Origin of the sequence: Salinispora pacifica DSM 45544 (assembly GCF_000378845.1) — a bacterium.
In the GTDB taxonomy this organism is placed as follows: Bacteria; Actinomycetota; Actinomycetes; order Mycobacteriales; family Micromonosporaceae; genus Micromonospora; species Micromonospora pacifica.
In genome coordinates this window covers 4,220,815-4,241,936 of the sequence record NZ_KB905359.1, presented here as the reverse complement: position 1 = coordinate 4,241,936, position 21,122 = coordinate 4,220,815, and the positions used below count along the sequence as shown (strand labels likewise).

Annotated in this window: 22 protein-coding genes; 4 read left to right on the top strand and 18 right to left on the bottom strand. The window is 69.5% G+C overall.

The features are described 5' to 3' along the window. The first annotated feature begins 12 nt into the window (after positions 1 to 12). Together SALPAC3_RS0119500 and SALPAC3_RS0119495 are read left to right on the top strand one after the other, a co-directional pair. The gene (locus SALPAC3_RS0119500; RefSeq protein WP_018222862.1) at positions 13 to 861 is read left to right on the top strand and encodes an ABC transporter ATP-binding protein; all 849 of its coding nucleotides are present in this window, start codon (positions 13 to 15) and stop codon (positions 859 to 861) included. Beyond that, positions 858 to 1,700 (top strand): ABC transporter permease, encoded by an 843-nt coding sequence (locus tag SALPAC3_RS0119495; RefSeq protein WP_018222861.1) that lies wholly within the window; start codon positions 858 to 860, stop codon positions 1,698 to 1,700. The genes SALPAC3_RS0119500 and SALPAC3_RS0119495 overlap by 4 nt, the downstream gene beginning before the upstream one ends. A gap of 81 nt (positions 1,701 to 1,781) precedes the next feature. Here SALPAC3_RS0119495 and SALPAC3_RS0119490 read toward each other — a convergent pair whose 3' ends face one another. Next, positions 1,782 to 2,633: a 3-hydroxyacyl-CoA dehydrogenase family protein gene (locus SALPAC3_RS0119490; RefSeq protein ID WP_018222860.1), complete on the bottom strand. Its 852-nt coding sequence runs from the start codon at positions 2,631 to 2,633 to the stop codon at positions 1,782 to 1,784. 116 nt (positions 2,634 to 2,749) lie between these two features. Then, positions 2,750 to 4,177 carry a UDP-N-acetylglucosamine 1-carboxyvinyltransferase gene (murA, locus tag SALPAC3_RS0119485; protein WP_018222859.1) on the bottom strand — a complete coding sequence of 476 codons (1,428 nt, stop codon included), beginning with the start codon at positions 4,175 to 4,177 and terminating at the stop codon, positions 2,750 to 2,752. Here murA and SALPAC3_RS0119480 point away from each other — a divergent pair. Then, positions 4,176 to 4,748, top strand: a complete 573-nt coding sequence (locus tag SALPAC3_RS0119480; RefSeq protein WP_018222858.1) for a cob(I)yrinic acid a,c-diamide adenosyltransferase — start codon at positions 4,176 to 4,178, stop codon at positions 4,746 to 4,748. The two genes, murA and SALPAC3_RS0119480, sit on opposite strands and share 2 nt — an antisense overlap. Before the next feature lie 278 nt (positions 4,749 to 5,026). On the opposite strand, the gene SALPAC3_RS0119475 is transcribed toward SALPAC3_RS0119480, so the two are convergent. The 16 genes from SALPAC3_RS0119475 to prmC form a co-directional block, all read right to left on the bottom strand. Next, complete coding sequence (locus SALPAC3_RS0119475) at positions 5,027 to 5,482, bottom strand: DUF2550 domain-containing protein (protein ID WP_018222857.1); 456 nt, start codon at positions 5,480 to 5,482, stop codon at positions 5,027 to 5,029. 13 nt (positions 5,483 to 5,495) lie between these two features. Further along, the gene (locus SALPAC3_RS0119470; protein ID WP_018222856.1) at positions 5,496 to 5,780 is read right to left on the bottom strand and encodes a F0F1 ATP synthase subunit epsilon; all 285 of its coding nucleotides are present in this window, start codon (positions 5,778 to 5,780) and stop codon (positions 5,496 to 5,498) included. 113 nt (positions 5,781 to 5,893) lie between these two features. Further along, positions 5,894 to 7,036 carry an LCP family protein gene (locus tag SALPAC3_RS0119465; protein ID WP_018222855.1) on the bottom strand — a complete coding sequence of 381 codons (1,143 nt, stop codon included), beginning with the start codon at positions 7,034 to 7,036 and terminating at the stop codon, positions 5,894 to 5,896. Positions 7,037 to 7,276: 240 nt separating this feature from the next. Continuing rightward, positions 7,277 to 8,734, bottom strand: coding sequence for a F0F1 ATP synthase subunit beta (gene atpD, locus SALPAC3_RS0119460; RefSeq protein ID WP_018222854.1), 1,458 nt, complete (start codon positions 8,732 to 8,734; stop codon positions 7,277 to 7,279). Continuing rightward, on the bottom strand, positions 8,734 to 9,663 hold the full coding sequence (locus SALPAC3_RS0119455; protein WP_018222853.1) for a F0F1 ATP synthase subunit gamma: 930 nt from the start codon (positions 9,661 to 9,663) through the stop codon (positions 8,734 to 8,736). The genes atpD and SALPAC3_RS0119455 overlap by 1 nt, the downstream gene beginning before the upstream one ends. A 3-nt stretch (positions 9,664 to 9,666) precedes the next feature. Continuing rightward, positions 9,667 to 11,319 (bottom strand): F0F1 ATP synthase subunit alpha, encoded by a 1,653-nt coding sequence (gene atpA, locus SALPAC3_RS0119450; RefSeq protein ID WP_018222852.1) that lies wholly within the window; start codon positions 11,317 to 11,319, stop codon positions 9,667 to 9,669. Positions 11,320 to 11,412: 93 nt separating this feature from the next. Next, entirely contained in the window at positions 11,413 to 12,237 is an 825-nt protein-coding gene (locus tag SALPAC3_RS0119445; RefSeq protein WP_018222851.1) for a F0F1 ATP synthase subunit delta, read from the bottom strand. Beyond that, complete coding sequence (locus SALPAC3_RS0119440) at positions 12,237 to 12,764, bottom strand: F0F1 ATP synthase subunit B (protein WP_018222850.1); 528 nt, start codon at positions 12,762 to 12,764, stop codon at positions 12,237 to 12,239. Before SALPAC3_RS0119440 ends, SALPAC3_RS0119445 begins: the two co-directional genes overlap by 1 nt. A gap of 31 nt (positions 12,765 to 12,795) precedes the next feature. Further along, positions 12,796 to 13,020 (bottom strand): ATP synthase F0 subunit C, encoded by a 225-nt coding sequence (gene atpE, locus SALPAC3_RS0119435; protein WP_012014841.1) that lies wholly within the window; start codon positions 13,018 to 13,020, stop codon positions 12,796 to 12,798. Between the two features lie 94 nt (positions 13,021 to 13,114). Continuing rightward, the gene (atpB, locus tag SALPAC3_RS0119430) at positions 13,115 to 13,936 is read right to left on the bottom strand and encodes a F0F1 ATP synthase subunit A (RefSeq protein WP_018222849.1); all 822 of its coding nucleotides are present in this window, start codon (positions 13,934 to 13,936) and stop codon (positions 13,115 to 13,117) included. Next, positions 13,937 to 14,158: an MATE family efflux transporter gene (locus SALPAC3_RS0119425; protein WP_018222848.1), complete on the bottom strand. Its 222-nt coding sequence runs from the start codon at positions 14,156 to 14,158 to the stop codon at positions 13,937 to 13,939. A gap of 184 nt (positions 14,159 to 14,342) precedes the next feature. Next, a complete protein-coding gene (locus tag SALPAC3_RS0119420; RefSeq protein ID WP_018222847.1) occupies positions 14,343 to 14,828 on the bottom strand; it encodes a hypothetical protein in 486 nt (161 codons plus the stop codon). A gap of 127 nt (positions 14,829 to 14,955) precedes the next feature. Continuing rightward, positions 14,956 to 17,067, bottom strand: a complete 2,112-nt coding sequence (locus tag SALPAC3_RS0119415) for a transglycosylase domain-containing protein (protein ID WP_018222846.1) — start codon at positions 17,065 to 17,067, stop codon at positions 14,956 to 14,958. Between the two features lie 92 nt (positions 17,068 to 17,159). Further along, positions 17,160 to 17,774: an arsenate reductase/protein-tyrosine-phosphatase family protein gene (locus tag SALPAC3_RS0119410; protein ID WP_026185731.1), complete on the bottom strand. Its 615-nt coding sequence runs from the start codon at positions 17,772 to 17,774 to the stop codon at positions 17,160 to 17,162. Continuing rightward, positions 17,775 to 18,419 (bottom strand): L-threonylcarbamoyladenylate synthase, encoded by a 645-nt coding sequence (locus SALPAC3_RS0119405; RefSeq protein ID WP_026185730.1) that lies wholly within the window; start codon positions 18,417 to 18,419, stop codon positions 17,775 to 17,777. Between the two features lie 108 nt (positions 18,420 to 18,527). After that, on the bottom strand, positions 18,528 to 19,466 hold the full coding sequence (gene prmC / locus SALPAC3_RS0119400; RefSeq protein WP_018222843.1) for a peptide chain release factor N(5)-glutamine methyltransferase: 939 nt from the start codon (positions 19,464 to 19,466) through the stop codon (positions 18,528 to 18,530). Between the two features lie 73 nt (positions 19,467 to 19,539). Between prmC and SALPAC3_RS0119395 the strand changes: the two genes are divergently transcribed. After that, positions 19,540 to 21,090, top strand: coding sequence for a GGDEF domain-containing protein (locus SALPAC3_RS0119395; protein ID WP_018222842.1), 1,551 nt, complete (start codon positions 19,540 to 19,542; stop codon positions 21,088 to 21,090). The last annotated feature ends 32 nt before the right edge of the window (positions 21,091 to 21,122 follow it).

Here is a 21,122-nt window from a genome sequence, read left to right as displayed (position 1 = left end):
CACACTTGTTGCATGGACAACGAGCTCGCGATCGTCGCGCGGGGGCTACGCAAGGCGTACGGGAAGAACGTGGCCGTGGCGGGGGTGGACCTGGAGGTCCGCCGAGGTGAGGTGTTCGCCCTCCTCGGCCCGAACGGCGCCGGCAAGACGACCACCGTGGAGATCCTGGAGGGCTACCGGCGGCGCGACGCCGGCGAGGTCTCGGTGCTCGACAGCGACCCGGCGGCCCCCGCCGCGAGCTGGCGCAACCGGATCGGCATCGTCCTCCAGGGCGTCGGTGAGTTCGACGAGCTCAGTGTCTCCGAACTGGTCCACCACTTCGCCGGCTTCTACGCCGACGCCGACGATCCGGAGAAGGTGATCGCCCGGGTCGGGCTGGCCGGCAAGGCCCGGGCCCGCACCCACACCCTCTCCGGCGGACAGAAACGCCGCCTGGACGTGGCGCTCGGCATCATCGGCCGGCCCGAGCTGCTCTTCCTCGACGAACCGACCACCGGCTTCGACCCCGAGGCACGGCGCGAGTTCTGGCAGCTGATTCGGGATCTGGCGGCGGCGGGGACGACGATCGTGCTGACCACGCACTATCTCGACGAAGCGGAGGCGCTCGCGGACCGGGTGGGGGTGATCGCCGGCGGCCGACTGATCGAGGTAGCCGCACCCGAACACCTGGGCAACCGACAGCAGGCCCAGGCGACGGTCTCCTGGCGTACGCCCGAGGGGCTTACCGAAAGCACGGAGAGCGCGACGCCCACCGAGCTGGTGACGGAGTTGGCCGCGCGCTTCGGCGGTGAGGTGCCCGGGCTCACGGTTACCCGGCCAACCCTCGAGGACATCTACCTGAAGATGATCGGACACCGATGACCACCACGTTGAAGCCCGCCACGGCCGCCCGAGCAGCCGGCCACCAGCCCGGCCCGCTCGCCCTCGCGCTGCGGCAGGGCCGGCTGGAGCTCACCCAGTTCCTGCGCAGCCGGGAGTCCGTCGTGTTCACGATGGGATTCCCGGTCGTCATGATCCTGATCTTCGCCGCGGTCTTCGACGGCGAGATAGCGCCCGGGGTGAGCTATCCGCAGTACTTCATCACCGGCATGATCGCGACCGGTCTGATGACGGTGAGCTTCCAGAACCTCGGTATCTGGATTCCGATCGAACGAGACCGCGGGGTACTCAAGCGCTACCGCGGCACACCGATGCCGAAGTGGGTGTACTTCGCCGGCAAGGTGATCATGGTTGTGGTGATCAGCGTCGTCGAGACAGCGCTGCTACTCGCCGTCTCGGTCGCCGTGTTCGACCTACAACTACCGGGCACCGCCACGAAGTGGCTGACCTTCGGCTGGGTCTCCGTCCTCGGTATCACCGCCTGCACGCTCTGCGGCATCGCGGTCTCCTCGTTGGCGCGGACGTCGCGCAGCGGATCGGCGGTGGTCACCCCGATCGCCCTCGTCCTCCAGTTCACCTCCGGGGTGTTCTTCGTCTTCACCGAGTTGCCGAGCTGGATGCAGCAGGTGGCCGCGCTCTTCCCGCTCAAGTGGATGTGTCAGGGGCTCCGCTCGGTCTTCCTACCGGGCGCCTTCGCCGGGCAGGAGCCCGGTGGCTCGTACGAGCTGGGTCGGGTCGCCCTGGTGCTGGCCGCCTGGTGCGTGATCGGGCTGCTGCTCTGCCTCGGCACCTTCCGCTGGACCACCCGCCGCGACGGCTGAGGGCGAGCCCGGATCAACCGATGGAGGCGGGCCCCTTCGGATCACTGCCACGAAGGGGCCCACCCGGCCGGTCGGCTCGGGCTAGCCGTACGAGTAGAAGCCCTGGCCGGTCTTGCGGCCCAGGTCACCGGCGGTGGCCATCCGCTGGAGCAGCTCCGGGGGGAAGAACTTCTCGTCGGCAGTGTCGGTGTAGATGTTGCGGGTGGCGTTGAGCAGCACATCCACCCCGGTCAGGTCCACCGTCGCCAACGGGCCCATGGCGTGGCCGAAGCCCAGCTTGCAGGCATTGTCCAGATCCTCGGCGGAGATCACGCCGGATTCGACCAGGCTGACCGCCTCCATCGCCAACGCGCAGATCAGCCGGGTGGTCACGAAGCCGGCGATGTCCCGGTTGACGACCACGACCGTCTTGCCGATCTCCTCGGCGAACGCCCTCGCCGTGTCGATGGTGGCGTCGCTGGTCTTGTAGCCACGGACCAACTCGCACAGCTTCATCATCGGCACCGGCGAGAAGAAGTGGGTGCCGACCACCGACTCGGGGCGTTCCGTGGCGGTGGCGATCTGGGTGACCGGGATCGCCGAGGTGTTGGTGGCCAGCACCGCATCCGCCTTGCAGATCTTGTCCAACGCACGGAAGACCTCGTGCTTGAGCTCAAGCTTCTCAAAGACCGCCTCGACGACGATGTCCGCATCGGCGGCCGCCGCCAGGTCGGTGGTGAGGGTGATCCGGCCGAGCGCCGCCTCGACATCGGCCGACGAGATCTTCCCCTTCTCGGCGAACTTCTCCAGCGACCGCTGGATGCCCGCCAGGCCCCGCTTCGTGGCCGTGTCGTCCAGGTCCCGCAGCGTCACCTGCCAGCCCGCCTGCGCCGCGACCTGGGCGATTCCCGAACCCATCAGTCCAGCACCGACGACCGCGAGTCGACCCGCCATCTGCTTACTCCCTCACTGCGATTGGTGTCTGCCTGCACCCTAACCGGCAGACCTGAACGCAGCTTAAGGGCAGGGCGGCGGTCGACTGCGAACCCGTGAGGCCCACCGTGACACCCTCACCGTCCGAGCGAGATGCCCGCGTCGGCAGCGCCACCCCGCTCCACCTCGACGCCGAGGGCCCGCAGGTCCGCCACGAAGTCCGGGTAGCCCCGATCCACATGGTGCACCTGGGAGACCTCGGTGATCCCGTCGGTGCAGAGCCCGGCGATCAGCAGGCCCGCTCCGGCCCGGATGTCGGTTGCCCGGACCAGCGCCCCGGAGAGCCGCTGTCGCCCCCGGACCACGGCGTGGTGACCATCGGTCTGAATGTCCGCGCCGAGTCGCATCATCTCGTTGGCGAACATGAACCGGCCGTCGAAGATGTTCTCGGTGATCAGGGAGGCACCGTCGCTGACCGCCGCCAGCCCGATCGCCATTGGTAGCAGGTCGGTGGCGAACCCGGGGTAGGGCAGGGTGACCACATCCACCGCACGGGGGCGCTCCTCCATCCGGACCCGGAAGGCGTCCCGCCGGGTCTCCACCAGTGCGCCGGCGGAGACCAGCTTGTCCAGGGCGATATCGAGGAAGGCCGGGGAGGCGCCGGTCACCGTCACGTCGCCCCGGGTCATCGCCGCGCCGAACGCCCACGTACCCGCGACAATCCGGTCGCCCACGGTGGCGTGCCGCACCGGATGCAGCCCCGGCACGCCGACGACGGTCAACGTCGAGGTGCCGGCACCGTCGATGAGCGCACCCATCTGACTGAGCATCGTGCAGATGTCCACAATCTCGGGCTCCCGGGCAGCGTTGTCAATGACCGTGGTGCCCTGGGCGAGCACCGCCGCCATCACCAGGTTCTCGGTGGCGCCAACACTCGGGAAGTCCAACACGATCTCGGCGCCGCGCAGCCCGCGCGGAGCCGTGGCGACCACGCAGCCGCCTTCCCCGGAGATCTCGGCGCCCATTCGGGTGAGCCCGGAGATATGCATGTCCAACCCGCGCGAACCGATCGCGTCGCCCCCCGGTTGGGCCACCCGGACAGATCCCCGACGCGCCAGCAGCGGACCGAGGACGCAGATCGACGCGCGCAGCCGACGAACCAGATCGCAGTCCGCGTCGATGTCGGGACGCTCCGGCACGTCAATGATCACCGACCGGGAGCGGGGAACCCCGCCGTACGCCACCATCGGGTCCACCGGATCGTCCGCGTCGAACCGAACCCCGCAGCCGAGCCGACGCAGCACCTCACCCATGATCGCGATATCGGTGATCCGGGGGACGTTGGTGATGACACTCCGGCCCGGCGCCAGCAGTGCAGCCGCCATGAGTTTCAAGGCCGAGTTCTTGGCGCCCACCACGTGCACGGTGCCGGCCATCTGGATGCCACCACGCACCCGAATGACATCGTCACCCGGCACCCCACCGGCATCGCCCGGGCCGGTCAGCCAGGCGGGGTCCGGCCGGTCCGGGATCATCAGATCCGGTGTCCGTAGGCTGTGCGTCATGGCCGTCCACCTCACGCGCATCTACACCAAGGCCGGCGACGCCGGCACAACCAGGCTGAGCAACAACGAGCAGGTTCCGAAGACCGACCCCCGGATCGCCGCGTACGCGGACGTAGACGAGTGCAACGCGGCGATTGGCGTGGCGCTCGCCCTCGGGCAGCTCAACGAAGAGCTGCGCACGATCCTTGGAGCTATCCAAAACGACTTGTTCGACGTGGGGGCCGACCTGGCGACGCCGGTCGAGCCGAACCCGAAGTACCCGCCGCTGCGGGTCACCGAGGCGTACGTCGAGCGCCTTGAGGCCTGGTGCGACGAATACAACGCACGCCTGAGCAAGCTCGACTCCTTCACCCTCCCCGGCGGCACCGCCGGCGCGGCGCTACTGCATGTTGCGCGGACGGTAGCCCGGCGCGCCGAGCGTGCGGCTTGGGCCCTGATCACCCAGGACCCCGACCGAACCAGCACGCTCCCGGCAAAGTATCTCAACCGGCTCTCCGATCTACTCTTTATCCTGTCAAGGACGGCAAATCCGGCCGGAGATGTGCTATGGGTACCCGGCGGCAAACACTGACCGATCAACCGTCCGACGCGCCGGTGTGGGAGCCGGCGCGCCGCACCGAGGTCTGCATACCCGACCTGCCGGATACCATCCGCGCCCAAGGACAGCGGCTCGACGGGGAAAACAGCAGAATTGTTCGGCCGGGTTCTCCCCGTGCCATTCGGCGGGGTTTCCCGGCGCCGGTCGGCGGGTTTCCCGGTTCCGTTCGGCCGGGGTTCCGTACCGCTCGATTGATGCTCCGCACCGGCGCTGCGTCCCGGGCAGCTCCGTACCGGCCCGCGACGGGCGCGCTAGGCCGCCGGCCAGTCCTGGGCGGTTAGATTCGGCGAGGCCGCCCCCGGAGGAGCGGCCTCAAGCCAGGAGAGAAACCCGGTGACGGTCGAGCGCGCCATAGCGATCTCGACCGGGGCGCGGCGGCTGGTGCAGCGGAGAATGATCCAATCGGCGGGCATCGAGAACCGCTCCTGCCCTTCCGGCAGCCGACGGCGTTCCACCGCGAGGCCCTTTCGGGAGAGCGTCCGCCGGGGACGGAGGGCGAGACTGAACATCCGGTAGAGGCGAAGCTCGTCCCCCACAAAACGGCCGAAGCCGGGGGCCCAGCCCCGGCCATCGAGCATCGCGGAGGTCCGAACGCTGAGGCGGATAACTCCCCCGCTGCGGGTGACCAACGCCCGCCGGACGAAGAGAATCAGGAGCGCGCCGACGACAACGGCGATGCCGATCCCGACCCCTTCGACGATCCCCATCGCCGGGTGGCGCTCAGCTACCCTGCGCGGCCCGGACCGGGCTGGCGCTCTCGGCCAGGACGGTAACGCCCTTGTTGCTCACGGAGAGGAAACCGCCAGCCACCTCGTAGGAGAGCTGGTCGCCTCCGGGGACCTTGATCCGAACCTGGCCGGACTCCGCGAGCTGGCCGAGCAGGGGAGCATGCCCTGGCATCACACCAAGCTCACCCTCGGTCGTCCGGGCCATGACCATCTCGGCCTCGCCGGACCATACCGTCTCCTCGACGGCTACGAGCTCGACGTGAAGCTGCTGTGCCACGCTGTCTCCTTGCTGCGGCGGCGGGTTGCCGAAATTCTAGTCTCGCCATCGGGGGACCGGTAACGCGGGTGGCGAGACGTACGCCACTCGGGTTCAGATTTGGCCCGATGCGGTCAGATCTTGTTCTGGAAGTCCGGGTGCTCCAGCAGGAACGCGTCGAGCTGCTCATCCTGCAGCGCCTGGAAGAAATCCTGAACGGCCGGCTCGAAGCGTTCACCGCGGTATTGCCCGCCGTCCATGATGCCACCACCCGGCAATTTGATCATCTGTATGTTGCCCGGCCGGAGGTCCTTCAGGGCGAGGCCGAAATCAATCACGCTATGCCCCCGACCGTTGAAGACCAGTGACTCACCGGCCGCCCGAAGCACCGAGTCCAGCTTGATCGGGTTGGTCACCACATCAGCGCTGAGGGCCTGGCTCGCCATGGCCTTGACAAACTGTTGCTGGTGCCGCTGGCGGCCGTAGTCACCGTCTGGCACACCGTTCTTGGGGTAGCGCTGACGGACGTAGTCCAGCGCCTGCCAACCCTCGAGGAGTTGCTCCCCCTCCGGGTAGACCGCCTGCTCACCGACGTACCCCCCACCGCCGGGGCGCAGTTCCCGGTGTGTGCCGTCGGGGTGGCGATGCTCCGAGCGGACCTCACGCTCAATGTCCATGGTGACGCCACCCATCGCGTCCACAATGTTGATGAAGCCACCGAAGTTGATGATCGCCCCGGCGTCGAACCGCTGGATGCCGGTGATCGACTGGACCGTCTTGGCGAGCAGTTCGAAGCCCTGCGCCGTGCTGGGGTTCTCCCCCGCAACCCGGCTGCCATAGGACATCGCCGCGTTGAGCTTGTCCGCGCCGCCACGGAATCCGGCCTTGTCGAAAGCGGGAATCTCGACGTAGAGATCCCGAGGCATCGAGAAGAGGTAGGCCTGGTCGAGCCCTTCCGGCACATGCAGCACCATGATCGAGTCAGCCAGCGGTAGCTGCTCCTCTTTGCGCGGGTCAACGCCGACGAGCAGGATGTTGAGCGGGCCCTTGATGTCGCTCGTGCGCTCACTGGCTCCCGCCGCCTGGTCCCCGAACAGGTCCGCCTTGCCCACCGCGCCCTCGTACCGAGCCACCAGCGCCTCGACGCCGACCAGTGCCACGCCACTGACGAACATCAAGACAGCGCCGAAGACGGTGCACACCTGGGCCCACCGCGGCACGCCCGCCCACACCGACGGCTTCTTCTTACCGCCTTTGCCGGCCTTACCCACGATCATCTCCGTTCGTCAACGTCTGTCGGGACGGGCGTACGTCAGCGAATGATTGCACGAATGCGCGCACGGTCAGCGCGACGCGCGTGAACGGTACCGCGCCACGCATCAAGATCACCTACCGTCGATACGAGGCCCGCGACCACAAGGGCGGCAACGGATGCACCGAAAGGCCGCCCCGGCGTCAACCAGAGCGGCCTTTCGTCGCTGCTCGCGCAGTCCGCGGCGGTAGCCGCAGCGGGGCAATCAGCCCTCCGCCATCAGCTCCTTGGCCTTGTTCTCCAGATCGTCCAGGCCACCGCACATGAAGAAGGCCTGCTCGGGGAAGTGGTCATACTCACCCTCACTGATCTTCTTGAACGCCTCAATGGTCTCCTTGATCGGGACCGTCGAGCCCTTCATGCCGGTGAACTGCTCAGCGGCGTAGGTGTTCTGCGACAGGAAGCGCTCGATCCGACGCGCCCGGCCGACCGTGAGCTTGTCCTCCTCGGAGAGCTCCTCAATACCCAGGATCGCGATGATGTCCTGCAGGTCCTTGTACCGCTGCAGAATCCGCTTCACCTCGGTGGCCACCGTGAAGTGCTCCTGGCCGACGAACTCCGGGGCGAGAATCCGAGACGAGGACGCCAGCGGGTCCACCGCCGGGTAGATGCCCTTGTCGGAGATCGATCGCTCCAGGTTGGTGGTCGCGTCCAGGTGGGCGAAGGTGGTGGCCGGCGCCGGGTCAGTGTAGTCGTCGGCGGGCACGTAGATCGCCTGCAGCGACGTGATCGCCTGACCCCGGACCGAGGTGATCCGCTCCTGGAGCTCACCCATCTCGTCGGCGAGCGTGGGCTGGTAACCCACGGCGCTCGGCATCCGGCCGAGTAGCGTGGAGACCTCGGAGCCGGCCTGGGTGAACCGGAAGATGTTGTCGATGAAGAGCAACACCTCCTGCTTCTGCACGTCCCGGAAGTACTCCGCCATGGTCAGCGCGGAGAGGGCGACGCGGAGGCGGGTGCCCGGCGGCTCGTCCATCTGGCCGTAGACCAGCGCGGTCTTGTCGATCACGCCGGACTCGGTCATCTCGGCGATCAGGTCGTTACCCTCGCGGGTGCGCTCACCCACCCCGGCGAAGACCGAGGTACCACCGAAGTTCCGGGCAACTCGGGTGATCATCTCCTGGATCAGCACCGTCTTGCCCACGCCGGCGCCACCGAACAGACCGATCTTGCCACCCTTGACGTACGGGGCGAGCAGGTCGATGACCTTGATGCCGGTCTCCAGCATCTCCGTCTTCGGCTCCAGGTCCGCGAAGGCCGGGGCCTTGCGGTGGATCTGCCAGTGGTCGTCCGGGCTGAGCGTCTCACCCGGCTCCAGGTTGAGGCACTCACCGATCGCGTTGAACACGTGGCCCTTGACCGTGTCACCCACGGGCACCGTGATCGGCGAACCGGTGTCACGCACCTCGACCCCGCGGACCAGGCCGTCGGTCGGCTGCATGGAGATGGCGCGGACCAGGTTGTCCCCCAGGTGCTGGGCGACCTCCAGGGTCAGCGTCTTCTCGCCGCCGGAGAGGGTCACATCAACATGCATGGCGTTGAACAGGTCCGGCATCGCGTCGCGCGGGAACTCGGCGTCGACGACCGGGCCGATGACCCGGACCACGCGACCGGTGGCCGCGTTGGTGCCGGCCGGCCCATCAGCAGTAGCGGAAACAGTCATCACACTTCACTTCCCGACGCGGCCAGCGCGTTCGCGCCGCCGACGATCTCGCTGATCTCCTGGGTGATCCCGGCCTGGCGGGCCGAGTTCATCTCGCGGGTGTACTTCTCGATCATCTCTTCGGCGTTGTCGGTGGCGCTCTTCATCGCCCGCCGCCGCGACGCCGACTCGCTCGCCGCCGACTCGACCAACGCCGCGTAGATCCGCGTGTTGATGTACTTCGGCAGCAGCGCGTCGAGGAGCGCCTCCGCCTCCGGCTCGAATTCGTAGGCCGGCAGCGCACCCTCGGAACGGGGCCGGTCCTCGATCTCCATCGGTCCGAGGATCCGCGGTACCGGCACCTGGGTCATCAGGGACTTGAACTCGGTGGAGACGATGTGCAACTCGTCCACACCGAAGACCCCGTCCGGCCCCGGATCCCCATCGCCGTCGTCCACGCCGGCGGTGAACGCCTTGATCAGCGTCTCACCCACCTCCCGGGCATCGGCGAAGGTCGGCTGCTCGGAGAAACCGGTCCAGCACGCCGCCATCGGCCGGTTGCGGAACCGGTAGTACTGCACACCCTTACGACCGATGACGTAGAGCGAGGGCTCCTTGCCGTCGGCGCGCAGCCGGGCGAGCAGCGACTCCGCCGTCTTGATGGCGTTGGAGCTGTAGCCGCCGGCCAGGCCCCGGTCACTGGTGACCAGCAGCACACCGGCCCGCCGCACCCGCTCCCGGGGGGTGAGTAGCGGATGGTCGATCCGCGTGTTGGACGCCAGCGCCGTGAGCACCTCGGTGATAGCCCGGGAGTAGGGCAGGGAGGCCGCCACCTGCTCCTGGGCCTTGGCGATCCGGCTCGTCGCGACGAGCTCCATCGCCTTGGTGATCTTCTTCATCGACTTCGCCGCGCGGATGCGTTGGCGGAGTACGCGTACCTGGGCGGCCATCGGTCAGCTTCCAGCCGGACGGTCGGTCGGCTCGTCCTGGAACCGGGTAACCGTCTCCCGGTCCTCCGCACCAGCCAGCGGCTCGGCGGCCGGCTCGTTGATCCGCCGCTCGTCCTCCTTGCCCAGGAAGAGCTTCTTGAAGTCGCTGATCGCCGCGTCCAGGGAGGCGATGACCTCGTCACCCCAGGTGCCGTCGGCGATCTGCGCGAGGATCCCCTCGTGCTTGTGCCGCAGGTACTGCAGGAACTCGGACTCGAAGCGACGGATCTCGCCGACCGGGATGTCATCCAGCTTGCCCTCGACACCGGCCCAGACCGAGACGACCTGCTCCTGCACCGGGAAGGGCGAGTAGTTCGACTGCTTCAGCAGCTCGACCAGGCGGGCACCCCGATCCAACTGGGCGCGGGAGGCCTTGTCCAGGTCCGAGGCGAAGGCGGCGAACGCCTCCAGCTCACGGTACTGGGCCAGGTTCAGCCGCAGCGAGCCGGAGACCTTCTTCATCGGCTTCACCTGCGCGGCGCCGCCGACCCGGGAGACCGAGGTGCCGACGTTGATGGCCGGCCGAACGCCCTGGTTGAACAGGTCCGTCTCCAGGAAGATCTGGCCGTCGGTGATGGAGATGACGTTGGTCGGGATGAACGCCGAGATGTCGTTCGCCTTGGTCTCGATGATCGGCAGACCGGTCATCGAGCCGCCGCCCATCTCGTCGGAGAGCTTCGCGCAGCGCTCCAGCAGCCGGGAGTGCAGGTAGAAGACGTCGCCCGGGTACGCCTCGCGGCCCGGCGGGCGACGCAGCAGCAGCGACACGGCCCGGTACGCCTCGGCCTGCTTGCTCAGGTCGTCGAAGACGATGAGGACGTGCTTGCCGCCGTACATCCAGTGCTGCCCGATCGACGAGCCGGTGTACGGGGCGAGGTACTTGAAGCCGGCCGGGTCGGACGCCGGGGAGGCCACGATGGTGGTGTACTCCATCGCGCCCGCCTCCTCCAGCACGCCCTTGATCGAGGCGATCGTGGAGGCCTTCTGGCCGACGGCGACGTAGATGCAGCGGACCTGCTTCTTCGGGTCGCCGGAGCGCCAGTTGTCCCGCTGGTTGAGGATGGTGTCCAGGGCGACGGTGGTCTTACCGGTCTTCCGGTCACCAATGATCAGCTGACGCTGGCCCCGGCCGATCGGCGTCATCGCGTCGATGGCCTTGATGCCGGTCTGCAGCGGCTCATCGACCGACTTCCGGGACATCACGTTCGGGGCCTGGAGCTCCAGCTCCCGGAAGCCCTCGTTCGGGATGTCGCCGAGGCCGTCGATCGGCTCACCGAGCGCGTTGACCACCCGGCCGAGGAAGGCGTCGCCGACCGGGGCCGAGAGCACCCGGCCGGTGCGCTTGACGCGCTGCCCCTCCTCGATGCCGGCGAAGTCGCCGAGGACGACGACACCGATCTCCCGGACGTCGAGGTTCAGCGCCACACCGATCGTGCCGTCTTCGAACTCGAGCAGCTCGTTGGTCATGGTCGAGGGCAGGCCCTCGACGTGGGCGATGCCGTCGCCGGCGTCAGCGACGGTGCCGACCTCCTCGCGGGACACGTCGGCGCGGTAGGAGGAGACGTAGCGCTCCAGCGCGCCGCGGATCTCCTCCGTCGAGATGGTCAGCTCGGCCATCCTCTGCTTCCTTAAGTATCAGGGGCCCGGGATACCTAGTACCGACCGGTCCGAATGACGTCTGGTCAGGGCGCTGGCGCGGCAGTTTCCGGCTCAGCGCTTAGCGAGCGCGTTACGGGATTCGTTGAGGCGACGCAGGACGGTGCCGTCGTACAGGTCGGAGCCGACCTGGACGCTGACCCCACCGAGGACCTCGGGGTTGACCGACTGCTTGACGGTCACCTCGCGACCGTAGATGGCGGAGAGGCGGGCGACCAGGCGCTGCTCCTCCTCCGCACCCAACGGGGCCGCGACGGTCACGTACGCCACCTGGCGGTCTCGCTGGTCGGCGGCGAGCTCGACCAGCCGGGTGAGCGCCCCGACGAAGGAGCGCCCGCCGAACCCGCCGAGCGCCACCTCGACCAGCCGGACGGTGACCGGGCGGGCCTTACCGGCGAGCAGCTCACCAGCGAGGGTGGCCCGCTGCGCGGCCGGGGCCGCCGGGTCCGACAGCACGTTGGAGAGCGCCGACTGGCCGGCTACGACCTGACCGAAACGGAACAGCTCGTCCTCGACCTCGCCGAGGTCGCCCGCCTTGTCGGCGGCGGCCAGCAGCGCGGCCACGCCGAGCCGCTCGGCGCCGTCGAGAAGTTCCGACGGGGCCGACCAGCGGTGGGAGACCAGACTGGTCAGCAGGTCGAGCGCGTCCCCGCCGACCTTCCCGCCGAGGATTCCGGCGAGTAGGTCGGCCCGGTCCGCACCGGAGCGGGCCGGGTCAACGAGGGCCCGGCGCAGCCGTGGCTCACGCCGGAGCAGGTCGGCTACGGAGAGAAGGTCTTCGGCGGTGGCGGCCACCGCCGAAGACTCCGCGCCCCGGACGTACTCGTCGAGGCGGTCGGCCGCGATCTTGTACGACTCCCGGCTGGTGGCGGCCTGCATCAGCGGGCCCCCGCGCTCTCGAGGCCGTCCAGGAACCGGTCGACCGTGCCGGCGCGGCGCGCCTCGTCGGCGAGCGACTCACCAACGATCTTGCCGGCCAGATCCACCGCGAGCGTGCCGACCTCGGTGCGCAGCTCGCGCACGATCGTGGTCCGCTCGGCGACGAGCTGCTCCTTGCCCGCGGCGATGATCCGGTCGGACTCCTCCCGCGCCTTGGCGAGGATGTCCTGCCGGACACCCTCCGCGTCGGCCCGGGCGTCGTCCCGGATCCGGGCCGCCTCGGTACGCACCTCGGCCAGCTGGGCCCGGTACTGCTCGAGCAGCTGGTTGGCCTCGGCCTGGGCAGCCTCGGCACGCTTGAGGCCACCCTCGATCGCGTCCACCCGCGCCTGGTACATCGTCTCCATACGCGGCATGACGAACTTCAGCAGCACGAAGACGAGTAGGGCGAAGGCGATGGTCCCGACGACGAGCTCTTGCCAGATCGGCAGGATTGGATTGTGCGAGCCTTCGGCGGCGAGATACATGTCAGACCTCCGGGTCGGGGAAGGGCGCTCGTCAGCCGCCGATGGCGAAGGCGAGCACCAGGCCGAAGAGGGCGAGCGCCTCGACCAGGGCGAAGCCCAGGACCAGCCAGGTGCGGTTGAAGCCGGCGGACTCCGGCTGGCGGGCGCTGGCCTGGATGTAGGCCGCGAAGACCAGCGCGACACCGATACCGGGGCCGATGGCGGCGAGGCCATAGCCGACGGTGTTGATGCTGCCTTCGAGGGCGAGAACGTCCATTGCGGGTATTCCTCCTAGCTCACACGTGAGGGCTCACGCGTTCGGGGTTTGTACCAGAAGCTTGGTCGGGCCGGGCAGCCCGCCGAGCGGGATCTCAGTGCTCCTCGGCCAGCGAGGTGCCGACGTAGTTGGCGGACAGCGTGACGAAGACGTACGCCTGCAGCACGGCCACCAGCGCCTCGAAGAAGGCCATCACGATCGCCATGACGAAGGAGAAGACCGAGGTCACCTGAACGAAGAGGTTGTCCGCGGAGAGCATCACGAAGCCACCGACGGTGAAGACCAGCAGGAGCAGGTGACCGGCGAACATGTTGGCGAAGAGCCGGAGGGCCAGGGTAACCGGCCGCACGACGAAGTTCTGCAGGAACTCGATCGGGATCAGCAGGAAGTGCATCGGCCACGGCACGCCCGGCAGGATCAGGCTCATCTTGAGGTACTTGAGGAGACCGTGCTTGCGGACCCCGACAGCGAGGTAGAGCACGTAGGAAATCGCGGAGAGCACGATCGGGAAGGCGATGTGCGCGTTCGGCGAGATCTGCAGCCCGGGAACGATGCTGAAGATATTGGTGACCAGAATGAAGCTGAACAGCACCGTGAAGTAGGGGGCGAACCGGATGCCGGCATTGCCCATCTGCTCCCGGGCGATGTTGTCCCGTACCAGGCCGTAGACCGACTCGGCCAGCCACTGCCCCTTGCTGGGGACCAGCTTCGGGTTCCGGTAGGCGGCCATGTAGAAGATGATCACCAGCCCGACGGCCAGCCAGACCATGAGGGTGAACTTCGTGACCCACGGTCCAGCCACCGCTGGCGGGTAGAAGTCATTGACGCTGGGGGGCCAGGGAAGGTCCTGGGCGACGACCAGCTGTCCGCTCACCGTGTCATCCTCCACACTCGACAGACCGGCGCGTGCCGACACTCAGGCACCGAGCCTCTTCATGATCAGGTAGATCGCTGCGGCTGCGCCGAGCATCATGCCAACGGCGATCCCCACGCCGGTCGGCACGCCGAGGAAGCCCTCTGCCAACCAGCCGAGAAATCCCCAGACCAGGATGCCGGCGAGAAGGTAGCCAAGCACGGCACCCGCCACACCCTCCGACGAGTGCGCGTCGGACGGTTCGCGGTCTGGGTTGTCGGCCATTACGACGCGTACATTAGCAGCCGCAAGCCGCAGGAGTGTGCGGCACCCCCCACACTGCAGGACGGCGTGCGGGCGGCGGCTGGCGCATCAATCCGGGCCAGCCTACTCCTGTCCGACACGCCGCACAGGACATCAAAACGTCGGGTGGACGCCAGTCGTCCGCCTGGGGCCCGCCAACCGTTACTCAGCTCCGCGACGAGTCGACTGTGGGTAACGGAGCGCGGAGCGCCCAGGTCAGGTGGGCGGCCGTCCAGACCACCACAGCGACGATGATGGCCACCCCCAGGTCCGGCAGCCCGGCCCAACCAGTCGCGGCGACCGCCGCCATCACCACGCCCAGCACCACGATCTTCGTGACGTAGGTAACCAGCCCAACCGACATGATCAGCTGCGGGCTGACCGCGTCCGCCCAGGCCACCGAGAGACCGGAGACCAGATAGCTCACGACAACGAGCGCGATCCCCGCCGCCACCGCGACCGCGGAGGTAGCACCCCGGACGGCCGCCGCGACCGGTACTGCGGCGACCGCGAGGAGGGCGCACGCGGTCAGGGGCAGCCGCAGGTACGGCAGCCGCGCGCGAATCGCGCCCGGCTCGCCCGCGGCCGGATCGGTCATCCGCGGCTGGTCGTGGTCCCGCCCCCGGGCGGTCGGCGTCGTCTCGGTGCTCACAGCACCACAGTCTATTGCTCCCCGCGCCGGTGGCCGCGCGACGCCAGGGGAGGCGGTGCGACGGGGCACACCGGTGGGCTACTCCGCCCCGCGGGCGAGAACCCGCTCCGCTCCGGGGCGCGGGCTCCTACTCCCCGGTCCGGGCCCCGGTCACGTCGAAAGCGGTTACCTCGCTCGGTGGGACAAAGTCCCGAACCGGCTGCCCCCGCAGCGCGACGGACATCAACTCCGCCACCCCGTCGGCCATCCGCGCCTGGACCGCGTGCCCCACCGCATCACGCGGGTCATCGGGGTTGGTGGCGATCGCCGCCACCGCGAGCTGCGGCGTGAACGCGACGAAGGACTCCGTGCCGTACCCCTCCGAACTGCCGGTCTTACCGGCGACCGGACGTCCCAGCTGGGAGCGAAACTCCTCCGCGGTCCCCCCCTCACAGCCCCGGTACATCGACTGGTCCCCGACCGGGCAGCGGGCGGCATCCACCGCCGCCCGGGCCACGTCCCGGTCCACGACCTGCCGGCAGTCCGGCGACCCGGCCGCCACCGGCCGGCCGGCCGCATCGGTGATCCGCACCACCGGTAGCGGCGCGCACCACCGGCCCTCGGCCGCGATGGTGGCGTACGCGTTCGCCAGGTCCAACGGAGTAGTGGCCGAGACCCCCAGCGTGAACGGGCCCCACGCCCGAGCACCGTGCCGGGCCAACTGCTCGTCGCTGGACGCCCGGAACACGATGCCCAGCCGCTCGGCCATCTCCACCACCCGATCCGCGCCGGCCTGCTCGGTCAACCAGGCAAAGTACGTGTTGACCGACTTGCCGAAGGCGCTCCACATGGTGTGCTCGCCCTTGACCAGCGGGCTGGCGTTGCGGGGGCACCACTTCCCGTCGCAGCTCACCGGACCGCTGACCGGGAAACGGGTGACGATCCGGTCGGGCGCGTCAAACACGGTGTTCAACGGCAGCCCAGCCTCCACCGCGGCCAGCAGGGTGAACAGCTTGAAGGTGCTTCCGCCCTGGTAGCCCTGGATCGTGCCGCCGCCCGCGACCAGCTGGTTGACCGTGTTCGGGCGGTTCTTCCACCCGGCCGGGTTCGGCTGCACGCCGTAGGTACGGTTGACCGCCATCGCGAGCACCCGCCCGGTGCCGGGCTGCACCACCGCGGTCGGCAGCGCGTGCGGATGCTCCGCCGAGTAGATCCGCCGCACCTGCTCGATCGCGGCCTGCTGCACCGCCGGGTCCAGGGACGCCACAATCTGGTAGCCGCCCCGGCGCAGGGCGAGCTGCCGCTCGTCAACCGTCGATCCGAACGCCTCCTGCGAGTTCCACCAGCGGGTGAACCAGTCGCAGAAGAAGCCCCAGTCGTTCTGCTCCGCCGGCACCGCCGCGCAGTCGTTCGGCGTCTCGGTGGGGCGCAGCCGCAGTGGTTCGGCCGCCACCCGGGCCGCCTCGTCCGCCGCGAGCTGACCGGCCTCGACCATCTGGTCCAGCACGTACGCCCGGCGTTCCAACGCCGCATCGACATCCCCGTTGAGCGGGTCGTCGGTGTGCGGGGACTGGACCAGTCCGGCGAGCAACGCCGCCTCGGCCAGGCTCAGGTCCGCCGGGGACTTGGTGAAGTAGCGCTTACTCGCTGCCGCCACCCCGTACGCGCCGGCACCGAAGTACGCGATGTTGAGGTACCGGGCGAGGATCTCGTCCTTGCCCAGCTCCCGCTCCAGCGCCAGCGCGTACCGCACCTCCTGCACCTTGCGCGCGGGGGTGACCTCGGTGGCGGCCCGGCGCTGCTCCTCGGTGAGACGGGGGTCGCTGGACAACACGTTGCGGACGTACTGCATGGTCAGGGTGGACGCCCCCTGCTGGACCACCCCGCCGCGCTGGTTGGCGGTGAACGCCCGGACCACGCCGCGCAGGTCCACCCCCCGGTGCTGGTAGAAGCGGGCATCCTCGGCGGCGAGGATCGCCTGACGCATCACCGGGGCCACCTCGTGCAGCGGCACATCCACCCGGTCCTCCTGGTAGAAGGACGTGATCAACGTACTGCCATCGTTGGCGTACAGGTTGGACCGTTGGGGGGTGGGCGGCGTCCGTAGGGTGTTCGGCAGCTCGGTGTAGGGCGCGGCGAGCGCCGAGAGGCCGACTCCGTACACCAGGGCGGCGGGCAAGGCCGCCACCGCGAGCCCGAGACCGGCCAGCAGGCCGGCGAGCAGGACTGTCATCAGCTTGTTCAGGTGTGCCCGGGTCATCAGCTCTCCCCGCAGGAGCCGGCAGGACCCGTCCAGAATGACCCGAATGCACCTCTTGTCCGTCTTGTTCGTCGACGGGTAACCCAGGTGGGTTACGGCAACAACGCCGCCGTCAGCGGACGCACCGTCTGCTCCACCTCATCCGCGACCCGGCCGAAACACTGGTCGCCCCGGCCCCACGGATCGTCGAGGTCATCCGCGGGCAGCGGCTCGGCCCCAGCCCGAACGGCGTCGATCGCCTCAACCAGCGCCACGCCCCGCGCGTAGACGGCAGCCGGGGTCGCTGCGGCCGCCGGCAGACCAGCCAGGTCCACCGCGGGCAACAGACGACCGAACTCACCCAGCACGAAGGTGCGGGAAACCGCGTCCGGCCGCAACGCCGACACGAACTCCTGCTGGTCGGCGGTCGCGGTGAGCACCAGGTCAGCGCCGTCGATGTGCTCCGAACGCAGCTTGCGGGCCGCGAAACCGTCGATGCCACCGCCCCGCCCGGTCACCTGTCGGGCCGCCGGCGGGTTCATCTCCTCACCGGCGTGCCAGCCGCCGGTGCCGGCGCTGTGACTGTGCAGCAGCTCGTCGGCGAGCCCCGGTGCGGTATCGCCGCGCCGGGCCAGCTGCTCCTGGACCGCCAGGACCAGCAGCCGCTCCGCCATCGGCGAGCGACAGATATTGCCCATACAGACGTGGAGAACGGTAAACGGCGGCACTCAGGCCACCCGGCTTGAGTCGATTTCCGGCACCACATCCCGCAGCCGGTCCAGCTCGATCGCACCGGCCCGGAGCAGCTGGGGCACCGCCCCGGTCAGGTCCACGATCGTGCTCGGCACCGGATCAACCGCCGGACCCGCCTCCAGATACGTGCGCACCGAGTAGGCGAGCTGTCCACGGGCCGCCTCCGCGGTGGTGGCCGCGGGCAGTCCAGCCGTATTCGCCGATGCCACCGCCATCGGGCCGGTCTCCCGGAGGACCTCCAGCGCGACCGGATGCAACGGCATCCGCACCGCGACCCGGCCCGCGGTCTCCCCCAGATCCCAGCGCAGACTGGGCGAGTGCTCGACCACGATGGTCAGCGGACCCGGCCAGAAGGCCGCCACCAGGTCCCGGGCCGCGCTGGGTAGCGAGAAGACCAGCCCGTCCAGGGTGTGCCGGGAACCGATCAGCACCGGTGGCGGCACCTGCTGACCGCCCTTGGCGTCGAGCAGGGCCTTGACCGCGTGCGGAGCGAACGCGTCCGCCCCGATCCCATAGACCGTGTCGGTCGGCAGGACGACCAACTCGCCGTCGCGGATCGCCTTGATGGCTGCCGCGATGCCGCGGTCCCGGTCAACGGGCGACCGGCAGTCGTAAAGCATCACGAGCAGCAGTCTGCCACGCCCGGGTCCGGGCGGTGTGCCGGCCATACCGGGGCGGCGGGAGACACGCGCTCCACCCCCACCCCGGAGGTGGGCGAGTTCACCGGCCTACCCGCCAATGCCACCGGGCTCTCGCGGGCCCCCGACGTCCCGACACCGGGTAGCGGTGGCGAATCGGGGGCGGCCGGCGAGGTCGGCGTGCTCGGCGATCGAGCCGTACCGGCCAGCCCCGGCCAGCAGCCCGGGCACCGCCGCGCCCTGCGTGTCGTCGTGTTCGATCCCGAGCCGGCCCCCGGGCCGTAGCAACAGCGCGGCCCGGGACACCACCGGCCGGATCACGGCCAACCCGTCCGCGCCAGCGAAAACCGCAGACGCCGGATCATGCCGGCTGACCTCCGGCGGCACCACCACGTCCGCCGGCACGTACGGCGGGTTACACAGCAGCACGTCCACCCGACCCAGGAGATCGTCGAGCAGGTCCGGCGCCATGACGTCGGCGGCCACCACCTCAACCGGCCGATCGCCGGCAGCGGCCCGGCTGGTCGCGTTGCGCCGCAGCCACGACAACGCCGCCGGGGAACGCTCCACCGCGACCACCCGGGCCGCCGGGACCTCCTGCGCCACCGCCAGGGCGATCGCCCCGGAGCCGCTGCACAAGTCCACAACCAGCGGCGCCGCCTCCCGGCGTGCCTGCTCCACACCCCACCCGGCGAGCAGCTCCGTCTCCGGACGAGGCACGAAGACACCCGGCCCGACCGCCACCTCGAGATGCCGAAAAGGAGCGCTGCCGGTGAGATGCTGCAACGGTTCCCGGCCGGCCCGACGGGCCACCAACGCGTCGAACCGGCGACGCTGGTCCAGACTCAGCCCGTCGGCCAACGCCAGTCGTCCCCGCGGCACCCCCAGCACGTACGCGGCCAGCACCTCCGCCTCCGCTCGGGGTCCCTCCACCCCGGCGTCGGCCAGCAGCCGGGTGGCCCGGGCGACCGCCAGGGTGGGTCGCTCCCGATTCGTCCCCTCGGGCGGCTGTTGCGACAAAGTGCTCACGCCATAATCATGAGGCGTCACGCAACCAACCACGAGCCGGTGCGGTCAGACGCACACAGACAGGAGGTCGCGGGTGGGTTGGCTGGACCAAGTCGGCGACCAGGTTGACACCCTGACCCGGGCACGTGAGCTACAGGAATCGAGCCGCTCCGCCGAGGCGTACCGCATCCTCTCGGACGTGCTCGCCACCACCAACGACCGGTACGCCCGGGCCGACGCCCTGGTGCAACGCCTCTCCGCGGTGGTCAACCTGGGCCGGACCGCGGAGTACACCCGGGCCATCGAGGAGGCCACCACCGCCGTCCGGGATCTCGCCGAGCCGTACCCGCACGGACACCTGCACGCGCTCGCCGCGCTCGCCGCCCACCACCAGGGCGCGCTGGACCGGTGTGTCATGCACCTGGTGCGGGCCGCTCGCGCGCTGGGCGCCGTCAGCGACCCCGACCGGGACACCGCCTGGGGCTGGCACGACCTCGCGATGGCCTACTCCTACCTCAGCTTCCACGGATACGCGCTGGGTGCGATCGAGCGGGCACGACAGCTCGGGCTCGCCGCCGGCATCCCGGCGGAGACCTTCGCCGCCCCCGGCATCCGACTGCGCAACGCCGTCGCGCTGGACCACACCGGCGACAGCGACGGCTGTCTGCGGGTGCTCCGCGATATCGGCAGCGACCTGAAGCAGTTCCTGCACGCTGGACAGGCCGGGCGGCTCCGCCCGAGCAGCCTCGCCGCGTACGGCTACGCCGCAGCACGGCAGGCCGCCCTGGGTGACCGGTTGGAGGCGGGAACGGACGCCGCGCCGGCCCGACTGCTGGGCCACGGCGGCGACAGTGCCCGGGCACGAGACATGCGCCAACTCGGCGAGGTCTGCCTCGCCATCGCGGCCGACCGGCCGATCGAGGCGGTCAGCCGAATAGACACCGTGCAGGTCTCCACCGAGACCCTGGGCGCGGCCGAGCCGGATCGGCTCCGCAGCATCGCGCTGGGCCGGGCCGGTGACCACGTCGCCGCGCATCGGGTCGACCGGCGGGCGTTCCGGCTCGCCGCGCAACGCAACGACCGACTTCGAGACGTCTACATCGACGGAATCGCCGCCCGCATCGATCACGAGGAGATGCGCCGCGAAGCCGCCCGCTTCGAGGGAGAGGCACTGACCGACCCGCTGACCGGGCTCCCCAACCGACGCCGGCTGGAACGGTACATCGCCGCCGTGATGGCCCAGGGGAAACGGGTGGTGATCGGCGTCTGCGACCTGGACGGGTTCAAGGCGGTGAACACCTACCACGGACACCACTCCGGCGACCTGGTCCTGCAGCGCATCGCCGGAGTGGTCAACCGGGTGATGCGGCGGGACGACTTCGTAGCCCGCTACGGCGGCGACGAGTTCGTCGTGGTGCTACCCGGTACGGACATGGCCGAGGCCCAGGAGGTGGCACGCCGGATCAAGTCCGCCGTGCGGACCGAGGACTGGGAATCGCTCGTGCCCGGCACCCCGGTCGGGGTCAGCATCGGCTTCGCCGAGGTCGCCGCCACCGGTCCCGACGTACCGGACGCTCTGAGCGTCGCCTTCGAGGCCGCCGACCGGGAGATGCTGCGCGCCAAAACCCGCCCCCGCGCCTCCTGACAGCCGCCGGGCGGCCCGCGTTTCGTCCGCGG